General features: G+C 69.5%; 22 protein-coding genes. 11 read left to right on the forward strand and 11 right to left on the reverse strand.

From position 1 onward, the window contains the following. Positions 1 to 40: 40 nt before the first annotated feature. Both ACFULV_RS30570 and ACFULV_RS30575 read left to right on the forward strand, forming a co-directional pair. The gene (locus tag ACFULV_RS30570) at positions 41 to 1,471 is read left to right on the forward strand and encodes a carboxyl transferase domain-containing protein (RefSeq protein ID WP_364410755.1); all 1,431 of its coding nucleotides are present in this window, start codon (positions 41 to 43) and stop codon (positions 1,469 to 1,471) included. A gap of 184 nt (positions 1,472 to 1,655) precedes the next feature. Beyond that, the gene (locus ACFULV_RS30575) at positions 1,656 to 2,069 is read left to right on the forward strand and encodes a winged helix-turn-helix transcriptional regulator (protein ID WP_378662761.1); all 414 of its coding nucleotides are present in this window, start codon (positions 1,656 to 1,658) and stop codon (positions 2,067 to 2,069) included. A gap of 22 nt (positions 2,070 to 2,091) precedes the next feature. Here ACFULV_RS30575 and ACFULV_RS30580 read toward each other — a convergent pair whose 3' ends face one another. Together ACFULV_RS30580 and ACFULV_RS30585 are read right to left on the reverse strand one after the other, a co-directional pair. Further along, positions 2,092 to 2,787 carry a nitroreductase gene (locus ACFULV_RS30580; protein WP_378639103.1) on the reverse strand — a complete coding sequence of 232 codons (696 nt, stop codon included), beginning with the start codon at positions 2,785 to 2,787 and terminating at the stop codon, positions 2,092 to 2,094. Between the two features lie 115 nt (positions 2,788 to 2,902). Then, a complete protein-coding gene (locus tag ACFULV_RS30585) occupies positions 2,903 to 4,738 on the reverse strand; it encodes a VWA domain-containing protein (RefSeq protein WP_378662706.1) in 1,836 nt (611 codons plus the stop codon). Between the two features lie 194 nt (positions 4,739 to 4,932). On the opposite strand from ACFULV_RS30585, the gene ACFULV_RS30590 reads away from it, so the two are divergent. Beyond that, on the forward strand, positions 4,933 to 6,723 hold the full coding sequence (locus ACFULV_RS30590; protein WP_378662709.1) for an Eco57I restriction-modification methylase domain-containing protein: 1,791 nt from the start codon (positions 4,933 to 4,935) through the stop codon (positions 6,721 to 6,723). Here ACFULV_RS30590 and ACFULV_RS30595 read toward each other — a convergent pair. The 4 genes from ACFULV_RS30595 to ACFULV_RS30610 form a co-directional block, all read right to left on the reverse strand. Beyond that, a complete protein-coding gene (locus tag ACFULV_RS30595) occupies positions 6,691 to 7,314 on the reverse strand; it encodes a TetR/AcrR family transcriptional regulator (protein WP_378662711.1) in 624 nt (207 codons plus the stop codon). The two genes, ACFULV_RS30590 and ACFULV_RS30595, sit on opposite strands and share 33 nt — an antisense overlap. Positions 7,315 to 7,321: 7 nt before the next feature. Then, positions 7,322 to 7,510, reverse strand: coding sequence for a hypothetical protein (locus tag ACFULV_RS30600; RefSeq protein WP_378639113.1), 189 nt, complete (start codon positions 7,508 to 7,510; stop codon positions 7,322 to 7,324). Positions 7,511 to 7,625: 115 nt separating this feature from the next. Beyond that, the gene (locus ACFULV_RS30605; protein ID WP_378662713.1) at positions 7,626 to 8,141 is read right to left on the reverse strand and encodes a gamma carbonic anhydrase family protein; all 516 of its coding nucleotides are present in this window, start codon (positions 8,139 to 8,141) and stop codon (positions 7,626 to 7,628) included. Positions 8,142 to 8,149: 8 nt separating this feature from the next. Beyond that, positions 8,150 to 9,106 carry a GlxA family transcriptional regulator gene (locus tag ACFULV_RS30610; RefSeq protein WP_378662715.1) on the reverse strand — a complete coding sequence of 319 codons (957 nt, stop codon included), beginning with the start codon at positions 9,104 to 9,106 and terminating at the stop codon, positions 8,150 to 8,152. A 71-nt stretch (positions 9,107 to 9,177) separates the two neighbouring features. Between ACFULV_RS30610 and ACFULV_RS30615 the strand changes: the two genes are divergently transcribed. Both ACFULV_RS30615 and ald read left to right on the forward strand, forming a co-directional pair. Further along, positions 9,178 to 9,948 (forward strand): MBL fold metallo-hydrolase, encoded by a 771-nt coding sequence (locus ACFULV_RS30615; RefSeq protein ID WP_378662717.1) that lies wholly within the window; start codon positions 9,178 to 9,180, stop codon positions 9,946 to 9,948. Between the two features lie 746 nt (positions 9,949 to 10,694). Continuing rightward, positions 10,695 to 11,807: an alanine dehydrogenase gene (gene ald / locus ACFULV_RS30620; RefSeq protein WP_378662720.1), complete on the forward strand. Its 1,113-nt coding sequence runs from the start codon at positions 10,695 to 10,697 to the stop codon at positions 11,805 to 11,807. A 17-nt stretch (positions 11,808 to 11,824) separates the two neighbouring features. Here ald and sigJ read toward each other — a convergent pair whose 3' ends face one another. Next, entirely contained in the window at positions 11,825 to 12,751 is a 927-nt protein-coding gene (sigJ, locus tag ACFULV_RS30625) for an RNA polymerase sigma factor SigJ (protein WP_378639125.1), read from the reverse strand. A 117-nt stretch (positions 12,752 to 12,868) separates the two neighbouring features. Here sigJ and ACFULV_RS30630 point away from each other — a divergent pair, with 117 nt between their 5' ends. Then, on the forward strand, positions 12,869 to 13,804 hold the full coding sequence (locus ACFULV_RS30630; RefSeq protein ID WP_378662723.1) for a cobalamin biosynthesis protein: 936 nt from the start codon (positions 12,869 to 12,871) through the stop codon (positions 13,802 to 13,804). A 480-nt stretch (positions 13,805 to 14,284) separates the two neighbouring features. Here ACFULV_RS30630 and ACFULV_RS30635 read toward each other — a convergent pair whose 3' ends face one another. Next, positions 14,285 to 15,145: an SURF1 family protein gene (locus ACFULV_RS30635; RefSeq protein WP_378662726.1), complete on the reverse strand. Its 861-nt coding sequence runs from the start codon at positions 15,143 to 15,145 to the stop codon at positions 14,285 to 14,287. Then, entirely contained in the window at positions 15,145 to 15,648 is a 504-nt protein-coding gene (locus ACFULV_RS30640; RefSeq protein WP_378639435.1) for a low molecular weight protein-tyrosine-phosphatase, read from the reverse strand. Before ACFULV_RS30640 ends, ACFULV_RS30635 begins: the two co-directional genes overlap by 1 nt. Before the next feature lie 71 nt (positions 15,649 to 15,719). Between ACFULV_RS30640 and cobC the strand changes: the two genes are divergently transcribed. Beyond that, the gene (gene cobC, locus ACFULV_RS30645) at positions 15,720 to 16,829 is read left to right on the forward strand and encodes an Rv2231c family pyridoxal phosphate-dependent protein CobC (RefSeq protein ID WP_378662764.1); all 1,110 of its coding nucleotides are present in this window, start codon (positions 15,720 to 15,722) and stop codon (positions 16,827 to 16,829) included. Then, positions 16,813 to 17,976: a Nif3-like dinuclear metal center hexameric protein gene (locus ACFULV_RS30650; RefSeq protein WP_378662729.1), complete on the forward strand. Its 1,164-nt coding sequence runs from the start codon at positions 16,813 to 16,815 to the stop codon at positions 17,974 to 17,976. The genes cobC and ACFULV_RS30650 overlap by 17 nt, the downstream gene beginning before the upstream one ends. 6 nt (positions 17,977 to 17,982) lie before the next feature. On the opposite strand, the gene ACFULV_RS30655 is transcribed toward ACFULV_RS30650, so the two are convergent. Then, complete coding sequence (locus ACFULV_RS30655) at positions 17,983 to 18,462, reverse strand: hypothetical protein (protein WP_378662732.1); 480 nt, start codon at positions 18,460 to 18,462, stop codon at positions 17,983 to 17,985. Between the two features lie 257 nt (positions 18,463 to 18,719). Here ACFULV_RS30655 and ACFULV_RS30660 point away from each other — a divergent pair, with 257 nt between their 5' ends. From ACFULV_RS30660 to ACFULV_RS30670, 3 genes are all read left to right on the forward strand, one after another. Continuing rightward, on the forward strand, positions 18,720 to 19,457 hold the full coding sequence (locus ACFULV_RS30660) for a zinc ribbon domain-containing protein (protein ID WP_378639441.1): 738 nt from the start codon (positions 18,720 to 18,722) through the stop codon (positions 19,455 to 19,457). Between the two features lie 16 nt (positions 19,458 to 19,473). Continuing rightward, positions 19,474 to 20,604, forward strand: coding sequence for a bifunctional RNase H/acid phosphatase (locus ACFULV_RS30665; protein WP_378662735.1), 1,131 nt, complete (start codon positions 19,474 to 19,476; stop codon positions 20,602 to 20,604). Positions 20,605 to 20,745: 141 nt separating this feature from the next. Next, entirely contained in the window at positions 20,746 to 21,435 is a 690-nt protein-coding gene (locus ACFULV_RS30670; protein WP_378639444.1) for a S1 family peptidase, read from the forward strand. Positions 21,436 to 21,496: 61 nt separating this feature from the next. Here ACFULV_RS30670 and ACFULV_RS30675 read toward each other — a convergent pair whose 3' ends face one another. Beyond that, positions 21,497 to 22,066, reverse strand: coding sequence for an NUDIX domain-containing protein (locus ACFULV_RS30675; protein ID WP_378662738.1), 570 nt, complete (start codon positions 22,064 to 22,066; stop codon positions 21,497 to 21,499). Positions 22,067 to 22,106 lie beyond the last annotated feature (40 nt).

A 22,106-nucleotide genomic window follows, 5' to 3' on the forward strand; every position in this document is an offset into this window, starting at 1 on the left:
CAGCCGCCGCCGCGGCAATCTTTACGAAGGAGTGAGCGCGATGACCATCATTGCTCCCGCGTTTCAAGACACCACCACCGATCCGCGCGACCCACTGGGTCGGCTCCAGCGCTTCTTCGACCCCGGCACCGTCCTGCCGCTGCATCCGCGTGACCGCTCCGGCGTGCTCGCCGCGATCGGCGAGGTCGACGGGGTCCGCACCGTGGCCTACTGCTCCGACGCGACCGTCATGGGCGGCGCGATGGGTGTGGAGGGCTGCAAGCACATCGTCGACGCGATCGACACCGCGATCGAATCCGGCATTCCCGTCGTCGGGCTGTGGCACTCCGGTGGCGCGCGCCTGGCCGAGGGTGTCGAGGCGCTGCACGCGGTAGGCCTGGTCTTCGAGGCTATGGTTCGCGCGTCCGGTCTCGTTCCCCAGATCTCGGTGGTGCTCGGCTTCGCCGCCGGTGGCGCCGCCTACGGTCCCGCGCTGACCGATGTGGTCATCATGGCGCCCGAGGGCCGCGTGTTCGTCACCGGGCCCGACGTGGTGCGCTCGGTGACCGGCGAGAACGTCGACATGGAGACCCTCGGTGGTCCCACCACACACTTCAAGAAGTCCGGCGTCTGCCACATCGCCGCCGACGACGAGGCCGACGCCATGCACCGCGCGCGCCGGCTGGTGTCGATGTTCGCCGAGCAGGGCGAGTTCGACCTGGTCGCGGCCGAGCACGGCGATGTCGATCTCAAGGCGATGCTGCCGGAGTCGGCCAAGCGCGCCTACGACGTGAAGCCGATCGTGCACGAGCTGCTCGACAACGTCGACGGTGAGTCCTCCTTCGAGGAACTCCAGGGTGGTTACGCCCGCAGCATGGTCACCGGTCTCGGTCGTCTCGGCGGTCGCACCGTCGGCGTCCTGGCCAACAACCCGCTGCGCCTCGGCGGCTGCCTGAACTCCGAAAGTGCCGAAAAGGCTTCACGTTTCGTGCGACTGTGCGACGCGTTCGGTATCCCGCTGGTCGTGGTCACCGATGTTCCCGGCTACCTGCCCGGTGTCGGCCAGGAACTCGAGGGCGTGGTTCGTCGCGGCGCGAAGCTGCTGCACGCCTTCGCCGAAGCCCGCGTTCCCCGCGTCACCCTGGTGACCCGCAAGATCTACGGCGGCGCCTACATCGCGATGAACGCCCGCGCCCTCGGCGCCACCGCCGTCTACGCCTGGCCCGGCTCCGAAGTCGCCGTCATGGGCGCCAAGGCCGCCGTCGGTATCCTGCACAAGAAGGCACTCGCCGCCGCCCCCGAATCCGAGCGCGAAGCCCTCCATGAGCGCCTCACCGCCGAACACGAGCAGCTCGCGGGCGGCGTCGAACGCGCCGTCGCCATCGGCGTCGTCGACGAGGTCATCGACCCCGCCAAAACCCGCAGCATCATCGCCGCGGCCCTCGCGGCGGCTCCGGCCCGCAAGAGCCACCACAAGAACATCCCATTGTGATCTGAACTGACACAACGACTTCGGGCCCCGGGAGATTCTTCCGGGGCCCGAAGTCGTCGTGGGTCAGCCGGCCGCTCGGGACGAACCCCGTCTACCGCGCCGCGGCCGTGCGTGTTCGGGGGATAATGGCGGGGTGCGCTATGAGGAACTCGCAGACGTCCCGTGCTCTATCACGCGGCCGCTGGTGATCTTCGGTGATCGCTGGACCTTGCTGATCCTGAAGTACAGCTTCGCCGGGGTGCGGCGTTTCAACGCGTTCCAGAGCGCGCTGGGGATTTCGCGGAGTCGGCTGCGGGATCGGCTCGATCGGCTGGTCGAACATGAGATTCTGGTGAAGCGGCCGGTTGATGACGGTGTCTACGAGGAGTATCGCCTCACCGAGAAGGGGCACGCGATCTACCCCATTCTGATGGCGATCCGCGATTGGGGCGATGCCTACATGGCGCCGGATGGGCCGCCGGTGGAATACCGGCATCGTGGTTGCGCGGGGGAGGCGCACGCGCATCTGACGTGCGACGAGTGCGCGGCGGAGATCACCGCGCGCGACGTCGAACCGCAAGCCGGTCCCGGAATGTCCTCGGCCGGGCACCCTGCCTGACGCGGCGCGGTGATCCGCCCGGTCAGGACGTGTGCCAGGTGACCTGGTCGTCGAGGGGGGCGCGGGCGGTGCGGAAGGCGTTGATCGGGTGGGTGGTGTCGGGGTGGCCGAAGGAGACGCCGAAGACGACCTTGCGGTTGTCGGGGATGGCGAAGTAGTCGCGGATGAAGGGGGCGTAGGAGGCCAGGGCGGCTTGGGGAGCGGCGCCGAGGCCGAGAGCTTGGGCGCCGAGGAGGAAGTTCTCGAGCCAGAGGCCGCAGTCGACGGCGCCGTAGATGCCCAGGTCGGCTTCGGAGGTGACGATGGCGACGTGCGGGGCGTCGAAGAATTCGAAGTTGCGCACCATCTGGCGCATGGTCTTCTCGTGGTCGCCCTTGACGATGCCGACGCTGTCGTAGAGCTGGAACCCGCAGGCACGGCGACGGTCCCGGTAGATGCCCTCGTAGGCGGCGGGGAATTCGAAATCAGGTGTGTTGCCAGCGGTTCGGATGTGGTCGAGAAGTTCCTTGCGGAACCGCTCGGTGCCTTCGCCCGCGGTGACCACGACCTGCCAGGGCTGGGTATTGCACCACGACGGCGTGCGCTGGGCGAGGGTCAGCAGCTGTTCGATGGTCGCGCGGTCGACCTGCTCGGAGGTGAACTGACGGCAGCTCCAGCGTTCGTCGGCCAGCCGCTGGAGAGTGGCGAAATCGCTGCTGTCGTGCTCGGTCTGCGCCATCGCGCGGCTCCCTACGGTACGGAGAACTGGTCTCATTTTGAGACTAATTTAGCAGTTCGGTCACCGCGGCGGAACCCGCCGGCACCACGGACTCGGGTGCCGGCGGAAGCCGGAATCAGTCGCGTCTACGAGAGACGACCAGGATCGCGATACCGACGCCGACGACCAGCGCCGCGCCCGCCCCGATCAGGGCGTACAGGGCCCACGGCCGCGCGACCGTCGCCGGACCGCTCACGGCGACAGTCTGTTCGGCTTCCGGCTGAGCACTGACGCCGACATAGGTCGGCCCTGCTTCGGCCGCGCCCGACACGGCGACGTCGAGCTGTATCGGCGTCGGCGGCATCGCGTCCGCGCCCATCGGGATGCCGAGTTTGACGGCGATGTAGTGCCAGCCGGCCACCGCCTGCCGTTGGACCTGCGAATCTGACTGATCCCGGTTGGCATACCGGACCGGCACCGACGCCAGCGCGAGCTCAGCGCTCGACCTGCCCGTGTAAACGGTGGTGTCGGAGTCGATGTCGCGACCGAGCGGCGAATACAGGGTGGTCTCCACATTCGACGCGGCGGTGCTGTTCGCGCCGCCGGTCTCGGCGAACCGCACGCGGTAGGCCAGTCCCTGCCCCCAGTCGAGCCGCACCCGGTAGAAGACGTACTCACCGGACTGGAGGGTGTCGGTGAAGTTGCCGCCGCCGGGCAGCGTGGAGGCGGTCGTGAACGAGCCGCCACCGCTGATCGGTTGGGCGGGCCCGGCCGGATCGGTGAAGGTCACCGGGGTGCTCACCGCGGCCGGCCCGGGATCGGTGACCCCGGGTTCGATGCCGACGAGGATTTCCATCGGCAGTCGCGCGGGCGAGCCCTTGGCCACCAGATCCCAGTTCAGCTCGAAGTAGTAGCGGCCGCCGCCCTTGCACTTGGCGGAATCAGCGCTGGTGGGTTCCTCGGCCGCCCCCTCGAAGGTCTTGGCGACGGTGAGTGCGACACCGTCGCTGGCCCTGGTCTCGAGTTCACGCTCGCGAATACCGCAATCGGCGCCGTCGCGGCCGAAGACCCGCAGTTCCAGCGCGTTCATGTCCTCCGTCGTGGAGACGCCCTTCGCCCGGGGGAACGAGACGATCCCGGTGAAGTGGGCGGTCGCGCCCGCGGGCACGTCGACCGCGTAGAGGCGCTTCTGCTGCTGACCGATGGTGTCGAGGTACTGGCCGGGTTTCGCGACCGGCGCGGTCCGGTATTCGTCGGTGCCGGTGATGGGTGTGCCGGTGGCCTGGTAGTTGCGCAGCGCGGCCGAACTCACCCGCGGCAGAATGCGTTCCAGCGCGGCACCGTCGGCGGCATCGCTGTAGGTGCCGCCGGTGGCCTGGGCCGTGCACGTGAGCTGGGCGCGCGCCTTGTCGTCGACGGCGAACCCGATCGAATGCACGATCAGGTCCAGACCCTGCGCCTTCAACTCCTCGGCGACCTCGCACGGGTCCGGCGGTGAACAGGTGTCGTCACCGTCGGAGACGAGCACGATCGAACGCGGTCCGGAATCGGGCAGCGCGTCGGCGGCCTGGCGCAGCGCGGTGCCCATCGGGGTCCAGCCGCGCGCGTGGATACCGTCGACAGCGGTGGTGAGGGCGGGCTTGTCGATGGTGGTCGGTTGCCGCAGCACCTGGACGTCGCGGCACCCTGCTGCCTTGTCCGCCTCGGCATTGCTGGTGCCGGTGCCGTAGGTGGTGAGTCCGACCGATGATTCGGCGGGCGCCGAGGCGACGAACGCGCGCACGGCCCGCTTCGCCGAATCCATCATGGTGCCACCCTGATCGGGGCGCTCCATCGAGCCCGAGGCATCGAGGATGAGCATGGTCGGTGCGTACCGGCCGGGGTCGGCCTGCGCGAGGACCGGGGGTAACGCGGGCAGCACGGTGAGGGCTACGGCGGTGAGTGCGGCGGTCAGCGTGCTGAGTCTCGGCATCGTCCTCGGCTTCGGTGCAGCGGGGTGAAACCGGACAGACGTTACCTATCGCCCACTGCTCGCTCCACCCCTGATCGAGTGGTGCAAACCACTGTTTGAAACACTCGATCGGGTTTGCGCAGGTGAGGTCGTCGCGCTGCGCCCCGGCTCGCGCCTGCGGCGCATCGGGGCGGTTCCGGGGCACAATCGAACGCATGGCTTTGCAGGCCCGCGACGCGCAGGAGCGTAAACGGCACGGCAGGCACTACACGCCACCGGAGCTCGCGCGGTTCCTGGCGCGACGAGCGCTGCGATACACCCCACGCGGCGGCGTGCTGCGCGTGCTCGACCCGGCGTGCGGGGACGGCGAGCTGTTGCTGGCGGTACGTCGGGAAGTCGCCTCGACCGCACCGGATTTGGCGGTGCGCCTGACGGGATATGACCTGGATCGACACGCGATCGCCGAAACCGCCGACCGGGCCGCCGCGCTCGGCATCGAAATAGACTGCCGCGGCGGCGACTTCCTGGCAGCGGCGGCCCAGCTGGCCGACGGCTCGTTCGACTTGATCATCAGCAATCCGCCGTATGTCCGCACCCAGCAGTTGGGCGGCGCGACCGCACAGCTGCTGAGCAAACAGTTCGGCCTGCGCGGGCGGATCGACCTCACCCATCCCTTCGTCGCCATCGCGCCGCGGCTGCTGACTGCCGGGGGAGTGCTCGGATTGCTCTGTGCCAACCGCTTTCTCACCACGCGGGCCGGATCGAACCTGCGCCGAATTCTCACCGATGAACTGACACCGGTGGAGCTCTACGACCTCGGTGACACCAAACTCTTCGCCGCCGCGGTGCTGCCCGCGATCACCGTCGCCCTGCGTGCCACCGGACCACCCGACTGCCGCTATGTCTCGGTCTATGAGGAATCGGGGGTCGAACCCGACTGCACCACCGCGCTTTTCGACGCGCTGGCGGGCGAGGATGCCTGCCGCGTCGGCGCTGGGGGGCGGGTGTTCGCGGTGGAGGTCGGGGTGCTGGCGACAGGCGACGCGGTGGCCCGTGCGCCCGTGACAGAGGTGCGGCCGGCGAAGTCGTTGGCCCCACCGGCGGTGAACGCGGAGTCGGCAGGGCTGGTCGCCCCGCGAGGCGGGATCCGCTCCGGCCGTCACGGTGACACCGCGTGGCGCATGTCGCGCCCCGCTGTCGATCACTGGCTCGGCCGGATCGCCGACCGCACCTGGCGCTCGTTCGGGGAGGCCGCGCGGATCCGGGTGGGGATCAAGACGACAGCCGATCGGGTGTTCATCTCGGACCGCTGGGATCAGATGGACCCGACGCCGGAACCGGAACTGCTGCGGGAGTTGATCACTCACCACGATCTGCAACCCTGGCGGGTCGCGATGGCACGCGGCACGAAGGTGCTCTATCCCTACGATCTGCTGCAGCCCCGCCGCACCCCGATCGACCTCTCCGAATTCCCCTGTGCGGCAGCATATTTACAGTCGCACGAACAAGCTCTGTCGGGCAGACGTTACGTGCTCGACGGTGGCCGGAAGTGGTTCGAGATCTGGGTCCCCCAGCGCCCACACCTCTGGGGCGCACCGAAATTGGTGTTTCCCGACATCAGTGAACGTCCGCGATTCGCCCTCGACCGATCGGGTGCGGTGGTCAACGGTGACTGCTACTGGATCTCGCTCACCGATCTCGGTGCGGGCCGCGCGGCCATCGATCTGGCGTATCTGCTGATGGGCGTGGCGAATTCGGCACTGGGACTGCGGTTCTACGACGCCGTCTGCGGCAACCGGCTGTACTCGGGCCGGCGCCGCTGGATCACCCAGTACGTGGCGCGACTGCCGGTGCCCGATCCTGGCTGCCCGGCGGCGGGGGAGGTCGTGCGAAGGGTGCGCGCACTGCTGGAAGACGGTGTACCGGTGGCTGATTCGAACATCGATGAGGTGGTGGCGGCGGCCTTCGGTGTGTCAGCGGATCTCGCGGAGGCCGACCATCGGTAGCAGCGTGCGCCGCGCGAACTCCCGCCCGGCTTCCGCGTCGTCGAGCGGAATGAGTCCGTCGGGAGTCAGTGCCAGCGACAGCGCGAGCCGCGCCATGATCTCGGCGACCAGATCGGGATCGAATTCGGGCACCGGCGCGCTGACCTGGAGCTCGCGCAGCTTCTCGGCCAGATACGCGCGCCCGACGGCGAGGATCGGCCCGGCGTCGGTGGTGAGCCGGGGCAGGATGATCTCCGGCTCGGTGCTGAGCAACCGGCGCAGCAGTTCATTGCCTGCGATGGTGGTGACGAAGGCGACGAAGATCTCGACGAGCTGCTCGCCGGGTTCGGTGACCGCGCGTACTCGCTCATCGATCTCGGTCACATAGCGCTGCGCCTCGCGCACGCCGACCGCTTCGACCAGCTCGTTCTTGGATTCGTACCGCCGATAGAGGGTGGCCGGGCTGATGCCGGCCCGCCGAGCGATCTCGCCCATGCTCGTGCGCTTGATCCCGAAGTCCAGAAATGCCGACAGCGCGCTGTCGAGCAGCTTCTCCCCGTCGGTGACGGGCTTTTCGAGTATCCGCGCGAGGATCGACGTAACGGTAGGCATTACCCCATTATCCCCGCGGCGGCAGATCCAAGGCGGCCATCTCCTGCTCGATCGCATTGGCCGCGAAATGTACTCCGCGAGAACGGAGTTCGTGAACACGGGATTGGAGTGCCTCGACCCCGCCGGGCTGGGCCGCGATATCGGCCACGCTGAGCCGTCCCGCCGCTCGGCGCACACCGGAATGCACGTAAGCCACCGTGATACCTCCTGCCTCGCGTATCCGGTGCCGACCGCCACTCTTATGATCGGACGCAATACGCAGGAGAAATGCTATCAGGGTTCCCTACTGGTCACTTGCTCAGTGTGACGGGTCACAACACCTCGGCATCGCGATGGTTGGTCAGATTGTGCAGATACACCGCCGCGTTGAGCTTGATGCCGTCCTGCTGGGCCGGGGTGAGTTCGCGGCGCACCTTGCCCGGCACGCCCGCCACGAGTGAGCCGGGCGGAATCTGCGCGCCCTCGGGAATCAGGGCATTGGCCGCGATCAGGCTGCCCGCGCCGATCACCGCGCCGTTGAGCACGGTCGCGCCCATGCCGACGAGAACATCGTCGCCGATGGTGCAGCCGTGCAGAATCGCGTTGTGTCCCACCGAGACCCCGGTGCCGACGGTGAGGACGAAACCGGGGTCGGCATGCAGCACGCAGCCGTCCTGGATATTGGTGCGCGCGCCAATGCTGATCTGTTCGAGGTCGCCGCGCAGCACCGCCGAGTACCAGACGCCGACCTCGGCGCCCAGGCGGACCCGCCCGATCACGGTCGCGTTCGGCGCGATCCAGGCAGTGTCGTCGATCTCGGGAGTGAACCCGCTCACCTTGATGATCATGAACGTCATTATTGCGCCGCACCGCGGAACTGCGCGCGGTGGGCCGCCGGAGACGTGCCGAGCACGCGGTGGAAGTGGTGGCGCAGGCTCACCGTGCTGCCGAAGCCGGTGTCGCGGGCGACCCGGTCGACGGTGTCGTCGGTCGATTCCAGCAGTAGCCGGGCATGGTCGATGCGCTGCTGCAGGAGCCACTGCTGGGGACTGGTGCCGGTGCGATCGCGGAAGCGGCGGGTGAAGGTGCGCCGCGACATCAGCGCCTCGCGGGACCAATGGTCGAGGTCGACGGCGGTGTCGAGGCGGGCGCGAGCCCAGGCCATCGCGCATTCGATCGGGTCGTCGGGGTCGTCGTCGGGCACCGCGATCGGGATGTACTGCGCCTGCGAGCCGTGGCGGTGCGGTGCGGTGACCAGCGATCGCGCCAGTTCGGTGGCAGCGCGGACGCCGAGGTCGGTGCGGACGATGTGCAGGCAGCAGTCCAGTGCGGCGGCGACGCCCGCGGAGGTGATCACGTCGCCCAGGTCGCTCCACAGGGTGTCGGCGCGTACGTGAACGTCGGGGTAGGCCAGAGCCAGTGCGTCGGCGGCGGCCCAGTGGGTGGTGACCTCGCGGCCGTCGGCGAGTCCGGTCGCCGCGATCGCCCAGGAGCCGAGGCACAGGCCGACGAGCCGTGCGCCCCTGGCGTGGGCGATGTGGACCGCCTCGTTCAGCGCGGGCGAAATCCCTTGGTCGCGGACCCATCCGGGAAAGACCACCAGGTCGGCGGTGCTCACGGTATCGAGGCCGTGTCGGACGGTGATGTCGAAACCGGCCGCGGTGGACAGTGTTCCGGGTTCCTCGGCGCAGACCCGCACGTCATAGGTCGACGTGTCGTCGACGCCGGTGCCGGATCTGCCGAACACCAGGCTCGGTACCGACAGGTGGAACGGGCTGATTCCGTCGAACGCGATCACGGCCACCGAGGTCATGGCCCGATCTTAGCGTTGTACGGCCTGCAGGCCACTGTCGGGCCGTGGCCCGCTCGGCGAAAGTTATCGGCATGACCGAGATGATCACCCGCCCCGCTCTGGCAGCCGCCCTGCATATCGGCGGCCCGACCCTGCGTTTCCGCTACGGCGGACTGACCTGGCTCACCGATCCGACCTTCGACGAGCCCGGCGACTACCCGGGTCCGATCACCCTGCACAAACTCAGCGGTCCGGCCGTACCGGTCGAGGAGATCGGGACGATCGACGTGGTGCTCCTCTCGCACGACCAGCACGCCGACAACCTCGACAACGCCGGCCGTGCGCTTCTCGCCGAGGTCGACACGGTCCTCTCGACACCGGATGCCGCCAGCCGGATCGAGGGTGTGCGTGGCCTGGCGCCGTGGGAGACGGTGACCGTCTCCGCGGTGGAGATCACCGCGGTGCCCGCACTGCACGGGCCGCCGGGATGCGAGCCGTTCAGCGGTGTGGTCACCGGATTCGTGCTGCGCGCGCCGGGTGAGCCCACGGTGTACGTCTCCGGCGACAACGCCTCGGTGGAGTTGGTGGAGCAGATCGTCGAGCGGGTCGGGCGCATCGATGCCGCGGTGCTGAACATCGGCGGGGCCAATGTGGGGCGGTTCGGCGACAGTGACGTCACGTTGAACGCCCGCACCGCCGTCGCGGCCGCCACGGTGCTCGGCGATGCCGTGATCGTCGCTGTGCACGCGGAGGGGTGGGGTCACTTCAGTGAGTCGCTGGACTATCTCGAGCGCACCTTCGCCTACGCCGAGCGCGCGCACCAGCTGATCGTGCCGGTGCGAGGTGAAATGTTTTCGGTGTGAGCGGCGATTCAACGAATAGTTCTGCTATCTAACATCTTTCGTGCGGCCCCGCACCTGGTCCTGCCAGGTGCGGGGCCTTGGGCTGAGGAGAAGACATGTCGCGGAAGTTACTGAGGGGCAACCTGTTCCGGATCGCGCTCGGTGTGCTGATGGCTTTGGTGGTGTTCGCTGTCGGTGCCTGTTCGTCGGGCGGTGGTGACTCCGGTGATTCGGGATCGACTTCGGTATCGAAGACGTCGGCCACCACGACGCCGTCCGTGACGCCGACGAGTTCGCCTGCGGCATCCGCTGTTCCGGGAGGTTCGGGTGGTGGATCGACGCCGGAGTCGTCGTATTACCACTCACCCACGCAGGCCGCGCCGGGGTCGCCCGCGCAAGGGGAGATCCCGCCCGGGTACACCTGTGTGCCGGGGCCGGAGTGTGGAACGGACTCCTGCGGTCACAACGAATGCGGCATCCCACCCGGGTACAACTGTGTGCCCGGCCCGGAGTGCGGAACAGACTCCTGCGGTCACAACGAGTGTGGTGAAACGGTCCCGCCGGTCACGACGACCCTCGCCCCGACCACCACGCCACCCGCGGTGACCTCGACGCAGACAACAGCACCGCCGACCACCACCACCGTCCCGGCGACGGCCCCGGAAACCACGTCCAGCCCGCCGGTTCCAGCCCCGGCGTAGTCGGCGCGACCGCGACACGCGATCGAGCCGACGGCTGAGCTCCGGCCCAGGTCCTAGGCTTGCCGGATGACGCGAACGGGCGTAGTCGTCGGGGTGCCGACGGAGATCAAGCCGCAGGAGTTCCGGGTGGCGCTCACTCCGGCGGGCGCTACCGAACTGGTCGCGCACGGGCACGAGGTGCTCGTGCAGGCCGGGGCCGGTGTCGGGTCCGGCTTCGCCGACGACGACTACCGCGCCACGGGTGCGTGGATCGTGGCCGACGCCGATCAGGTCTGGGCACAGGCCGATCTGGTGGTGAAGGTGAAAGAGCCTGTCGCGCGGGAATACTCACTGATGCGCCGCGATCAGGTGCTGTTCACCTACTTGCACCTGGCGGCATCGAAGGAGTGCACCGACGCGATCCTGTCCGCGGGAGTCGTCGCCATCGCCTACGAGACGGTGCGCGGGCCCGACGGGTCGCTGCCGTTGCTCGCACCGATGAGCGAGGTGGCGGGCAAGCTCAGCACGCAGGTCGGGGCCTATCACCTGATGGCGCCGATGGGGGGCGGCGGCGTGCTGCTCGGCGGAGTGCCCGGGGTGCGGCCGGCCGATGTGGTGGTGCTCGGCGGCGGCGTCGCGGGGACGAACGCCGCGAGTATCGCGGTCGGGATGGGCGCCGTGGTGAGCGTGCTCGATACGAACCTGGCGCGCCTGCGCGAGCTCGACGCTCGCTTCGCCGGTCGGGTCGGCACCCTCGCCTCGCACGCGCTCGAGATCGAAAAAGCCGTTGTCGCCGCGGATCTGGTGATCGGGTCGGTGCTGGTTCCGGGGGCCAGGGCACCGAAACTCGTGTCCGACGAACTCGTCGCGCGGATGCGGCCCGGCTCGGTGCTCGTCGATATCGCCGTCGATCAGGGCGGTTGCTTCGCCTCGACCCGGCCGACCACCCACGCGAATCCGACCTTCGCCGTGGCGGATTCCCTGTTCTACTGCGTGGCGAACATGCCGGGCGCGGTGCCGCACACCTCGACGGTGGCGCTCACCAACGCCACCCTGCCGTTCGCCACGGTGATCGCCGACAAGGGCTGGCGCGGAGCCTGTGCCGCCGACCCCGGTCTGGCCGCGGGACTCACGGCTGTCGACGGCAAGCTGCTGTCCGCCGAAGTCGCGGCCGCGCACGGATATTCCCTCGGCGCGTAACCGGGGCCGCGTCGCGGCTACCGGCCGCCGCCCAGGTACCAGTCCGGATCGCCGTCGATGGGCAGGTCGCGCAGCTTGTCGGGATTGCGCACCACATTGATGGCGACGACGCGACCGGCGTCGATGACGAACGAGAAGACGCCGACATTGGTGCCGTCGAAGACGACCAGGCCCGGCATGCCGTTGACCAGCACCGCCCGGCCCCAGCCGTTCGCGGCGGTGTACCAGCCGAGCAGCATCTTGGCGATGAGCTCCGCGCCGCGCACCGGCTGACGGATGGCGGGCACCTTGCCGCCGCCGTCGGCGGTGAGGACCACGTTCTCGTCGAGAATGCCGAGCAGCGAACTCAGATCACCCGAGCGCCAGGCCAGCGAGAACGCCGAGACGACCTTCTCCTGTTCGGCGGGCGAAGCGGGAAAACGTGGAGTGCCGTTCTCGACGTGCTTGCGGGCGCGGGAGGCGAGCTGCCGGACCGCGGCAGGCGTACGCCCGACCACCTCGGCGACCTCGGGGCCGGTCATGCCGAACACGTCTTGCAATACGAACGCGGTGCGTTCGGCGGGCGAGAGCGACTCGAGCACCACCAGCAGCGCGGTGGTGACGCGTTCGTCCTGGGAGATGCGGTCGGCCGGATCGTCCCAGGAAGTGACCTCGGGTTCGGGCAGCCACTCGCCGACGTACTGTTCGCGGCGAGCGCGCGCGGACCCGAGCTGGTCCAGGGCGAGGCGGCCGATGACGGTGGTGAGCCAGGCACGCAGGTTGTCGATCTCGTCCGCCTTGCCCGCGTCGAACTGCCGTTGCAGGCGCAGCCACGCGTCCTGCACCACGTCTTCGGCGTCGCTGATGCTGCCGAGTGTGCTGTAGGCGAGACGCCGCAGGTAGGGGCGGTGTTCCTCGAAGCGGCGGGCCAGTTCGGCCTGATCGAGAGGCTGCGGTGCGGTCATGGTGTGCGCCCGTTCGGTTGATCTTGCTCGGTCCCGGCGAGTCTAGAAGTGCCGTCACAGTGATGACGAAGCAGTGGTCGCGGGTGTGACATTCGGGTCGAGGGCTACCCTCGGCCGGTGCGGAACGGGACATCGACGGCGGTCGGGCTGGTGCTGGGATTTGTGCTCGATCGGGTCTTCGGCGATCCGCAGCGGTGGCATCCGGTCGCCGGGTTCGGTTCGGCGGCAGTGGCATTGGAAGCCAAGACCTATGCCGACGATCGACGTGCCGGGGTGGTGCACGAGGTGATCGCGGTCGGCTCGGTGGTCGGGATCGGTGTGCTGGCTACCCGGAGCAGGGGCGCTGGTGCTGTGCTGCTGACCGCGGTGGCTACGTGGACCGCGTTGGGCGGTCGCAGCCTCGTTCGCGCCGGACACGCTATGGCCGATCGTCTCGACGCCGGCGATCTCGCCGGTGCCCGTGACCTGTTGCCTTCGCTGTGTGGGCGGGACCCGTCGGTGCTCGATGCCGACGGGCTTGCGCGCGCCGCGCTCGAATCCATCGCCGAGAACACCTCGGATGCGGCGGTCGCGCCGTTGCTGTGGGGTGCGGTCGCGGGTGTGCCGGGGGTGCTGGGGTATCGCGCGGTCAACACTCTCGACGCGATGGTCGGGTACCGGAACGAGCGGTACGAGCGGTTCGGCTGGGCTGCTGCTCGTACCGACGATGTTGCCAATCTTGTTCCTGCCCGTGTCACCGGGCTGCTCACGGCGGCCCTCGCTCCGGTGGTCGGCGGGAAACCTTCGGGTGCGTTGCGCGCATGGCGGCGTGATGCTGCCGGGCATCCGAGTCCCAATGCGGGGGTTGTCGAGGCGTCTATGGCGGGAGCCCTCGGTATCGGGTTGGGTGGACGTACGCAGTATCGGCATGGGACCGAACTTCGGCCGACGCTGGGTGACGGGTCGACACCTACTGCCGCGGATCTGCGGCGTGCGGTGCGGATGTCCGGGGCTGTGCAGGTTGGGGCGGTTGTGGTTGCGGGTGTGATTGCCTGGCTGCGGGGCGGGCGGTAGGCGTGCGGGTTGGTAGTGGTGGGGATGACAGTTGTTCGGTAGTCCCAGGACGGTTTGACGCTGTGTTTATTGGCGCGCTGGCGCGCGCGTGTCCGCGGCCCTGAGGGGCCGCCGGTCAGGCGCCGCGGAATCGCTCCTTCGTCGCATCTCCGCGGCGCCTAACCGGCGACCCGGCCGCGGACCGGCCACTTCGTGGCCGCCGCTCCCTAGGGGTCGCGGGGGCGGGGTTGGGAGGGCGGTCATGGCGGACCTGGGGTGCACGGTGTGGCTGGGGCGCGCACGGTGTGGCTGGGGCGCGCACGGTGTGGCTGGGGCGCGCACGGTGTGGCTGGGGCGCGCACGGTGTGGCCGGGGCGCACGGTGTGGCTGGGAGGTGCACGGTGGGGCGGGGTGGCGACAGGGGTGGGGTTCGCGGTGTGCGGCTGGGAGACGGTTGAGGTCCCGGACGACGTGCTGGATTCGGGGGAAGCCGAGCAGCTGTCAGCGGTTGCGGCCGTAGCGGTCCGCTAGGCGGGCTTCTGTGGTGGGTTGGGTGGGGGTGTCTACGGGTGGTGTGGGGGTCGTCGGGGTGGACGGTTGGGCGCGGTCTCGGCGGCGGGCTTTGAGCTCGGCTACGACGAAATAGCCGAGGCCGAGGGGGGCCATCAGGCCGAAGGCGAGCCATTGGAGGCCGTAGGAGAGGTAGGGGCCCGCGTCCAGTTGGGGGAGGGGGGTCGGGGTGAAGGCGCCTGGCTGGTCGGCGGCCAGTTGGAGGTAGCCGCCCTTGTCGGTGCCGGTCGGAATGGGGGTGAGGGGAGTGCCGAGGACGGCGGATTCCTGGGTGGTGTCGACCGTGTACACCTGGCGGAAGCCGTCTTGGGTGCTGGGCGTTTTGTCGGGGACCACGCCCTCGGAGGCTCGGACTCGGGCTTCGATGCGTTGCGGGCCGGCGGGCGGGTCGGCGATCGCGGGTGGGCGGGTGCCGTCGACGGAGGCGACCAGGCCGCGGTCGACCAGGAGGGTGCGGCCGTCGTCGAGGCGGAAGGCGGCGAGGACGGCGTAGCCGGGGGCGCCGTCGAGGTGGCGGAGGCGGACCAGGACGGTCGACTCGGGGACGAAGGCGCCGGTCGCGGTGACCTTGCGCCACTCGGTGTGGGTGCCGGAGTCGCCGTCGAGGACATCGGTGACGGCCACGGGGTCGGCCTGCACGGAGTCGGCGATCAGCTGGTTGCGGTGTTCGGTGCTGTCGTTCTTGCCGAGCTGCCACGGCGCCAGGACGGTGAAGCACAGGTAGGCGAACGCGGCGACGATCACCGCGAGGATCAGCCAGCTGGGGCGCAGCAGGAAGGTGAGTTTGCGCATCAGAGCTGCACGTCGGCGGGGTTGCGCGCGTCGAGCTCGGCGTGGACCCAGTCGAGCAGGCCGGGGATGGCGGCCTCGATCTGGTCGCGGACGAGGTCGAAATCGGACTGGTCGCCGTAGTACGGGTCCGGCACGTCGCGGCCGTCGGCCGCGGGGTCGAAGCTGCGCAGCAGCCTGCGCTGCTCGGTGGGGACGCCGCGGTGCGCGAGCTCGCGATCGTGGCCGGTGTCCAAGGCGATGATCAGGTCGGCGTCACTGTGCTCGGGACCGAAGGTCGCCGCGGTGTGCTCGGTCGGGTAGCCGGCGCGGCGCAGGGTCGCCTCGGTACGCGGGTCGGCCGCGTCGCCGACATGCCACGAACCGGTGCCCGCGCTGCTCACCCGCACGCGGTTCGCGAGACCCGCTCGATAGAGGTGCGCCTCGAACATCTTCGCGGCCATCGGTGACCGGCAGATATTGCCTGTGCAAATGAACGAGACATGTAGTGGACCCACGAGAGCCATTCTCGCCCGTGGCGCCGAATCGCCGCCACGTAGGGTGTGCAGTTGTGCTCGAGGACTCCGTCGACCCCGCGATGTTGCGCCACCACGGCGACGTGGAGGCGCGCCCGGGCATGCTCGATTTCGCCGTGAACGTCCAGGGTGTCGCCCCGCCCGCCTGGCTGCGCGATCGCCTGGCCGCCCGCCTCGCCGACCTCGGCCGCTACCCGGATTCCGGCGACGAGCACGCCGCCCGCGCCGCGGTGGCCGCCCGCCACGGCCGCTCGCCCGACGAGGTCCTGCTGCTGGCAGGCGCCGCCGAAGGCTTCGCCATGCTGCCCCGCCTGGCCCCCCGCCTCGCCGCCGTCGTCCACCCGTCCTTCACCGAGCCGGAACTGGCACTGCGCGAGGCAGAAGTCCCGGTCACCAGGGTGCTCCTCGAACGCCCGTACACCCTCGATCCCGCCCTGGTCCCCGAGGACGCCGACCTCGTGGTCCTCGGCAACCCCACCAACCCCACCTCGGTCCTGCACCCCGTGGAAACCATCCGGGCACTGCGCCGTCCAGGCAGAATCATCGTCGTCGACGAAGCGTTCGCGGACGCTGTCGCCGGCATCGCCGCCGGATCCGCCGCAGGCGAATCGCCATCGCCGATCGGTGGGCTCGTCGGCTCCGGCGACGACCTGGTCGATGCGAGTTCTCCGGTTGTCGGTGAGCCGGAGTCCTTGGCCGGTCTTTCGGCCCCCGATGTCATCGTTTTCCGCAGCCTCACCAAGACCTGGGCACTGGCCGGGCTCCGGTGCGGCTACGCCCTCGGCGCTCCCGAAGTCCTGGCCCGGCTCGCCCACGGCCGCCCGCACTGGCCGCTCGGCACCCTCCAGCTCGAGGCGATCATCGCGACGGCCGAACCCGCCGCCGTCGCGGAGTCGCGACGCTACGCGGACCGCATCGCCGTCGACCGCACCGCGATGATCGACCGTCTCACCGCACTCGGCCTCGACGTGCACACCCCGGCCACCGGCCCGTTCCTGCTGCTCCGCGTTCCCGATGGCGTGCTGCTGCGCAAACATCTCGCCGACCGCGGCATCGCCGTTCGCCGCGCCGACACGTTCCCCGGCTTGGGGCCCGACCACCTCCGCGTGGCGGTCCGTGGCGCCGCCGAAGTCGACCGGTTGATCGACACACTGAATGCGGCACTGTGGTGACGAGCATTCCCACGCGACGAAGGAGGCGGCGGTGACCGACCTGGCCGAACTGATCGGGGTACTCGACGCGGCGTACCCGCCGCGACTGGCCGAATCGTGGGACTCGGTGGGACTCGTCTGCGGTGACCCCGCACAGGAGGTCACCAAGGTGGTCTTCGCCGTCGACGCGACCGCCGCTGTGGTCGACGAGGCAATCGGCTGGGGCGCACAGGCTTTGGTCGTCCACCATCCGCTACTGCTGCGCGGGGTCGACACCGTCGCCGCCGATACGCCCAAAGGCGCGCTGCTGCACCGGCTGATCCGATCCGGCTGTGCCCTGTTCTCCGCCCACACCAATGCCGACTCCGCCGACCCCGGCGTCTCCGATGCGCTGGCCGCGGCCGTCGGCCTCACCGTCACCGGCCCCTTGGATCCCAAACCGATCGCCTCCGTGGACAAGTGGGTCATCCAGGTGCCGCAGACCCACACGGCTTCCTTGATGTCGGCCCTGTTCACCGCGGGTGCGGGCGCGATCGGCGACTACCGCGAAGCCGCCTGGTACACCGCGGGCACCGGGCAATTCCTGCCCATCGCGGGCGCCGACCCGGCGATCGGCGCGATCGGCACGGTCGAGATCGTCACCGAGGACGCTGTCGAAGTGGTCGCGCCCCCGACCTCCCGGCTCGCCGTTCTCGCCGCCCTGCGCGCCGCCCACCCCTACGAGGAACCCGCCTACCACGTCACCGAACGCGCACCCCTGCCGTCCTCGCTCGGCATCGGCCGCATCGGTGAACTCGCACAGCCCGAAACCCTGCGCGAGTTCACCGCACGCGTCGGCGCCGGCCTGCCACGCACCGTCTGGGGCGTGCGCGCGGCGGGCGATCCGGAACGCGTCATCGAACGCGTAGCCGTCTGCGGCGGCGCGGGCGACTCCTACCTCGACAAGGCCATCCGCGCCGGCGTCGACGCCTACCTCACCTCCGACCTGCGTCACCACCCCGTCGACGAACACCTTCGGCGCGGCGGCCCCGCCCTCGTCGACGCCGCTCATTGGGCCACCGAGTTCCCGTGGTGCGGTCAGGCCGAACAGTTCGTCAACATCGCCCTCCCCGCGGTGCGGACCCGCGTCTCCACGCTGCGCACCGACCCGTGGACGGTCAGCGGCTGATCGGAGTCACCACTGCGCCTGACCGGACCACGATCGGGCGAAGTCGGGATGTGCGCGCACGGTGACCGAGCTCGCGTCCGGTGCCAGGGTCGCCTCGAGGTAGCGGTCGGTGCGCGCGAACACCGCGGGTCCGAGCATCACCGCGAGGAGTACGAGCCCGACTCCGGCCGCGCAGAGGATCCACGCGAACGCGGACGGGCGGGTGAACATCAGCGCCCCGCCGGCGAACAGGGGCACGAGGCTGCTCACGTAGTAGACGATCAGTTTCTTGACACGCGAATCGGCCCGCGCCGCGCACTGCTCGCATTCCGGCCACCGCGCCTTGACGAGCGCGAGCGGCTCGTTGCAATCGACCACGAGGGCGCCGAGGGCACTCTTCGGCAGCTCCCACAGCAGCCGCCCGGCACCTTCCTGGCGGTAGTCGCCCGGCTTGCCCCAGAACCGCAGGATCTGTTCCTTCGGCTCGATCGCGCGCTGCCCGTGCACGAGACACACCGGGGGTAACGGCGTTGCCAATGTCAGCTGAAGCTGGCGCGGTTCGGCGTGGGAGTCGAAGACGTGCGGTCGCAGCGGCAGTGCCAGGTCAATTCTCGGGTTCGATGTGGTCACAATTGCTTGGACGCAGCCGGGACGCGTTCGGTTCCAGCCTTCGGCCATCTCTTCGGGTCATGGCGTGATCACACCCCGCGGCGCGGTACGGTTGATCGATCCATCCGTCCACTGTGTTCAGGAGTTCGTGCGCGTTGAATGTCGAACCGTCGGTCCAGACCAAGCTGTTGCAGCTCGCAGGAGTCGATGCCGAGTTGACGCGCATCGCCCACCGCCGTTCCGCCCTGCCGGAACAGCAGGAAGTGACACGTCTGGCGGCCGAACGTCACGGCTACAAGGACGCGGCCGTGGCGGTGGAGATCGGCATCGACGATCTGGACCGCGACATCCGCAAGCTGGAGGGCGAGGTCGACGCCGTCCGCAAGCGTGAGGATCGTGACCGCGGAATGCTCACCTCGGGCACCGTCGCCGCCAAGCAGCTCTCCGAGATCCAGCACGAACTGGGCAGCCTGGAGCGTCGCCGCTCGGTGCTCGAGGACGAGCTGCTGACCGTGATGGAGCAGCGCGAGGCGATGCTCGCCGACCACGACCACGCCGGTGCCCGGCTGAGCAAGGCCGACCAGGACCTCGAGGACGCCGAACGCCTGCGCGACGAGGCGATGGCCGATCTCGAAGTGGCGCAGCAGCGCTGCGAGAAGGATCGCTCCGAGCTGATCGGCCTGTTCCCCGCCGACCTGATCGCCGTCTACGACAAGCAGCGCGCGGCGCACGGTGTCGGTGCGGCCCTGCTGCAGGCCCGTCGCTGCGGCGCCTGCCGGATCGAGATCGACCGCGGCGAGATGCAGCGCATCGCCCAGGCCGCGCCCGACGCGGTCCTGCGCTGCCCGGAATGCAGCGCGATCATGGTGCGCACCAAGGAATCGGGGCTGTGATCGCGGCGGTGTGCCGATGAGCCAGGTGATCGTCGAAGCCGACGGTGGCTCGCGCGGCAATCCCGGCCCGGCCGGCTACGGCGCGGTGGTGTTCGCCGCCGATCACGTGCGGGTGCTCGCCGAGCGCAAGGAGTACATCGGCGTCGCCACCAACAATGTGGCCGAATACCGTGGTCTCATCGCGGGTTTGGCGGCCTCGGCCGAGCTGGGCGCCCGCGACGTCACGGTGCGGATGGACTCCAAACTCGTCGTCGAGCAGATGTCGGGACGCTGGAAGATCAAGCACGCCTCGATGATTCCGCTCGCCGAGCAGGCACGGGCACTGGTCGCCGGATTCGATCGGGTGAGCTTCACCTGGATTCCGCGCGCGGAGAACTCCCACGCCGACCGGCTCGCGAACGAGGCGATGGACGACGGCGAACTCACCGCAACCGTGCGCGAAGCCGTCGCGGCCGGACATGCCGCCGGTGACGAAGTCGCGGTGCCGAAATCTGTTGACGCGAACAAGGTTTCGCCCGGCTGGACCGGTGCAGTCGGCAAGCCCACCCGCCTGCTGCTGCTGCGCCACGGCCAGACCGCGCTGTCGGTGCAGCGCCGCTACTCCGGCCGCGGCAACCCGCCGCTGACCGAGCTCGGTCGCGAGCAGGTCGATCGCGCCGCGAAAATGCTTGCCGCCAAAGGCGATATCGCCGCCGTGGTGAGCTCCCCGTTGCAGCGGGCCCGGTCCACCGCCGAAGCCGCGGCGTCGGCCCTCGGCGTGCCGTTGCGCATCCTCGACGACCTCACCGAGACCGATTTCGGCGACTGGGAGGGTCTCACCTTCGCCGAGGCCGCCGAGCGCGACCCGTTGCTGCACCGCGACTGGCTCGGCGACCCGTCGGTCCCCGCGCCCGGCGGCGAGAGTTTCGATCAGGTCCGCGAACGCGTCGAAGGGGTGCGCCGCGATCTGGTGGGGTTGTACCCGGGCCAGAACGTGGTGGTGGTCAGCCACGTGACCCCGATCAAGACCCTGCTGCAACTGGCGCTGGGGGTGGGGCCGTCGCTGCTGTACCGCCTGCACCTCGACCTCGCGTCGCTGTGCGTGGCCGAGTTCTATCCCGACGGCGGCGCCTCGGTGCGCCTGGTCAACGACACCTCGTACCTGTGAGCTAGCCGCTCGTCACCCGGGCACGGTACGGTCGCCCCGGCGCACGGTCGGCGTAACGACGACGCCGCATCGCCCGAAATATTCTCGGGCGCGCGGAATGCCGCGGCCACACAGGAAAGGTACTTGATGAGGTTTCTACGGATGGCGGCGTTTGCGGCGGCCATCGCGGGGGTGCTCACCGCGTCCGCGGGTGCGGGCAGTGTGACGGCCGATCCGAGCGTGGTGCTCGGCGCGGCTTCGGGCATCGTCTTCGACAACAACTCCGGTTGTTCGCTCACGGCCATCGGCCACGACGGTGCGGGTCGCCTCGTCGGCCTCACCGCCGGACACTGCGCGCCGACCGGTTCGCGCGTCGGCGCCGAGCAGGCGCTCAAGGCGGGCGTGATCGGGACCGTCGCGTACTCGGACGACGGCGACTACCTGGATTTCGCTGTACTGCAGCTGGATGCGTCGAAGGTATTGCCGGTACGCACCATCGGCCAGACCACCGTCGCCGGTATCGGCGCCTCGCCCGGCCCCGGCGCCACGGTGTGCTCCGACGGCCGCACCAGCGGTCGCAGCTGTGGCGTGGTGTGGGGTGAGCTCGAAGGCACCTCCATCAACCAATACTGCTCGCAGCCGGGCGATTCCGGCGGCCCCGTCGTCGTCGGCGACCGCCTCGTCGGCATGAACCAGGGCCGTCTCACCGGCCTTGGCCCGGTCGATTTCGACGTCCCGTGCACCGGTGGCGCGAACCCGATCCACTCGCCCGCCTACTTCCAGCCCATCCAGGTGATCCTGGACGTGCTCAACCGCGCAGGCGGCGTAGGCGCGGGCTTCCAGCCCATCTGATCTACTCACGAAAACAAGGGGCGCAGTACCGAACAGGTGCTGCGCCCCTTGTCGTGGTCGATCACCCGTCGCTCAACGCCCGCAGTGCCGCGGCGGTGGCGTCGTCGCGCTCGTGCATGAGCAGCAGGCCGTAGGCGGCTACCGCGTGGGCGTCGACGATCTCGCCACGCAGGATCATCGCCTCTACTTGTGAGCGGGAGAACCAGGCGGTGCGCATGTCCTGCTCCTCGTGTTCGCGGTCCGGCTCGCCAGGGGTGAGGCCGGTGGCCAGGAAGCAGTGGCCGCGCTGGCCGGTCAGTGCGGGTGCGGTGGCCAGGGCGCCGAGCGGGGTCATACGTTCGGCGCGCAGCCCGGTTTCCTCACGCAATTCGTTGTGCGCCAGCTCGATCGGTGTGGGGGTGGTCCCCTGTGCCGGGGTGCCCGCGGGGAACTCCCAGCACCGTATGCCCAGCGGGTAGCGGAACTGCTCGACGAGATGGAATCCCGTGCCGTCGAACGGGATCACCAGCGCCCAGTCGACCTTGTCGAGGACGCCGTAGATCCCCACCGATCCGTCGGCCCGCCGAACAGTGTCCTCCCGCAGCCGCATCCACGGGTTGGTGTAAATCGTGCGCGAGCTGATCTGTTCCATCACCCCATGGTGCCCCACGGGCCCGGAGTATCCGGGCAGT

The sequence above is a fragment of the Nocardia sp. NPDC057272 genome, assembly GCF_042668615.1.
Taxonomy (GTDB): domain Bacteria; phylum Actinomycetota; class Actinomycetes; order Mycobacteriales; family Mycobacteriaceae; genus Nocardia.

What these genes read in the sequence shown, in the direction of transcription:
- ACFULV_RS30635 (WP_378662726.1), bottom strand. Translation starts at nt 15,145, where the DNA reads ATGCGCAAACTCACCTTCCTGCTGCGCCCCAGCTGGCTGATCCTCGCG.
- ACFULV_RS30665 (WP_378662735.1), top strand. Translation starts at nt 19,474, where the DNA reads ATGAGCCAGGTGATCGTCGAAGCCGACGGTGGCTCGCGCGGCAATCCC.
- ACFULV_RS30610 (WP_378662715.1), bottom strand. Translation starts at nt 9,106, where the DNA reads ATGACCTCGGTGGCCGTGATCGCGTTCGACGGAATCAGCCCGTTCCAC.
- ACFULV_RS30670 (WP_378639444.1), top strand. Translation starts at nt 20,746, where the DNA reads ATGGCGGCGTTTGCGGCGGCCATCGCGGGGGTGCTCACCGCGTCCGCG.
- ACFULV_RS30595 (WP_378662711.1), bottom strand. Translation starts at nt 7,314, where the DNA reads ATGCCTACCGTTACGTCGATCCTCGCGCGGATACTCGAAAAGCCCGTC.
- ACFULV_RS30675 (WP_378662738.1), bottom strand. Translation starts at nt 22,066, where the DNA reads ATGGAACAGATCAGCTCGCGCACGATTTACACCAACCCGTGGATGCGG.
- ACFULV_RS30650 (WP_378662729.1), top strand. Translation starts at nt 16,813, where the DNA reads ATGCGGCACTGTGGTGACGAGCATTCCCACGCGACGAAGGAGGCGGCG.
- ACFULV_RS30590 (WP_378662709.1), top strand. Translation starts at nt 4,933, where the DNA reads ATGGCTTTGCAGGCCCGCGACGCGCAGGAGCGTAAACGGCACGGCAGG.
- ACFULV_RS30605 (WP_378662713.1), bottom strand. Translation starts at nt 8,141, where the DNA reads ATGATCATCAAGGTGAGCGGGTTCACTCCCGAGATCGACGACACTGCC.
- ald (WP_378662720.1), top strand. Translation starts at nt 10,695, where the DNA reads ATGACGCGAACGGGCGTAGTCGTCGGGGTGCCGACGGAGATCAAGCCG.
- ACFULV_RS30585 (WP_378662706.1), bottom strand. Translation starts at nt 4,738, where the DNA reads ATGCCGAGACTCAGCACGCTGACCGCCGCACTCACCGCCGTAGCCCTC.
- ACFULV_RS30640 (WP_378639435.1), bottom strand. Translation starts at nt 15,648, where the DNA reads ATGGCTCTCGTGGGTCCACTACATGTCTCGTTCATTTGCACAGGCAAT.
- ACFULV_RS30570 (WP_364410755.1), top strand. Translation starts at nt 41, where the DNA reads ATGACCATCATTGCTCCCGCGTTTCAAGACACCACCACCGATCCGCGC.
- cobC (WP_378662764.1), top strand. Translation starts at nt 15,720, where the DNA reads ATGTTGCGCCACCACGGCGACGTGGAGGCGCGCCCGGGCATGCTCGAT.
- sigJ (WP_378639125.1), bottom strand. Translation starts at nt 12,751, where the DNA reads ATGACCGCACCGCAGCCTCTCGATCAGGCCGAACTGGCCCGCCGCTTC.
- ACFULV_RS30615 (WP_378662717.1), top strand. Translation starts at nt 9,178, where the DNA reads ATGACCGAGATGATCACCCGCCCCGCTCTGGCAGCCGCCCTGCATATC.
- ACFULV_RS30580 (WP_378639103.1), bottom strand. Translation starts at nt 2,787, where the DNA reads ATGGCGCAGACCGAGCACGACAGCAGCGATTTCGCCACTCTCCAGCGG.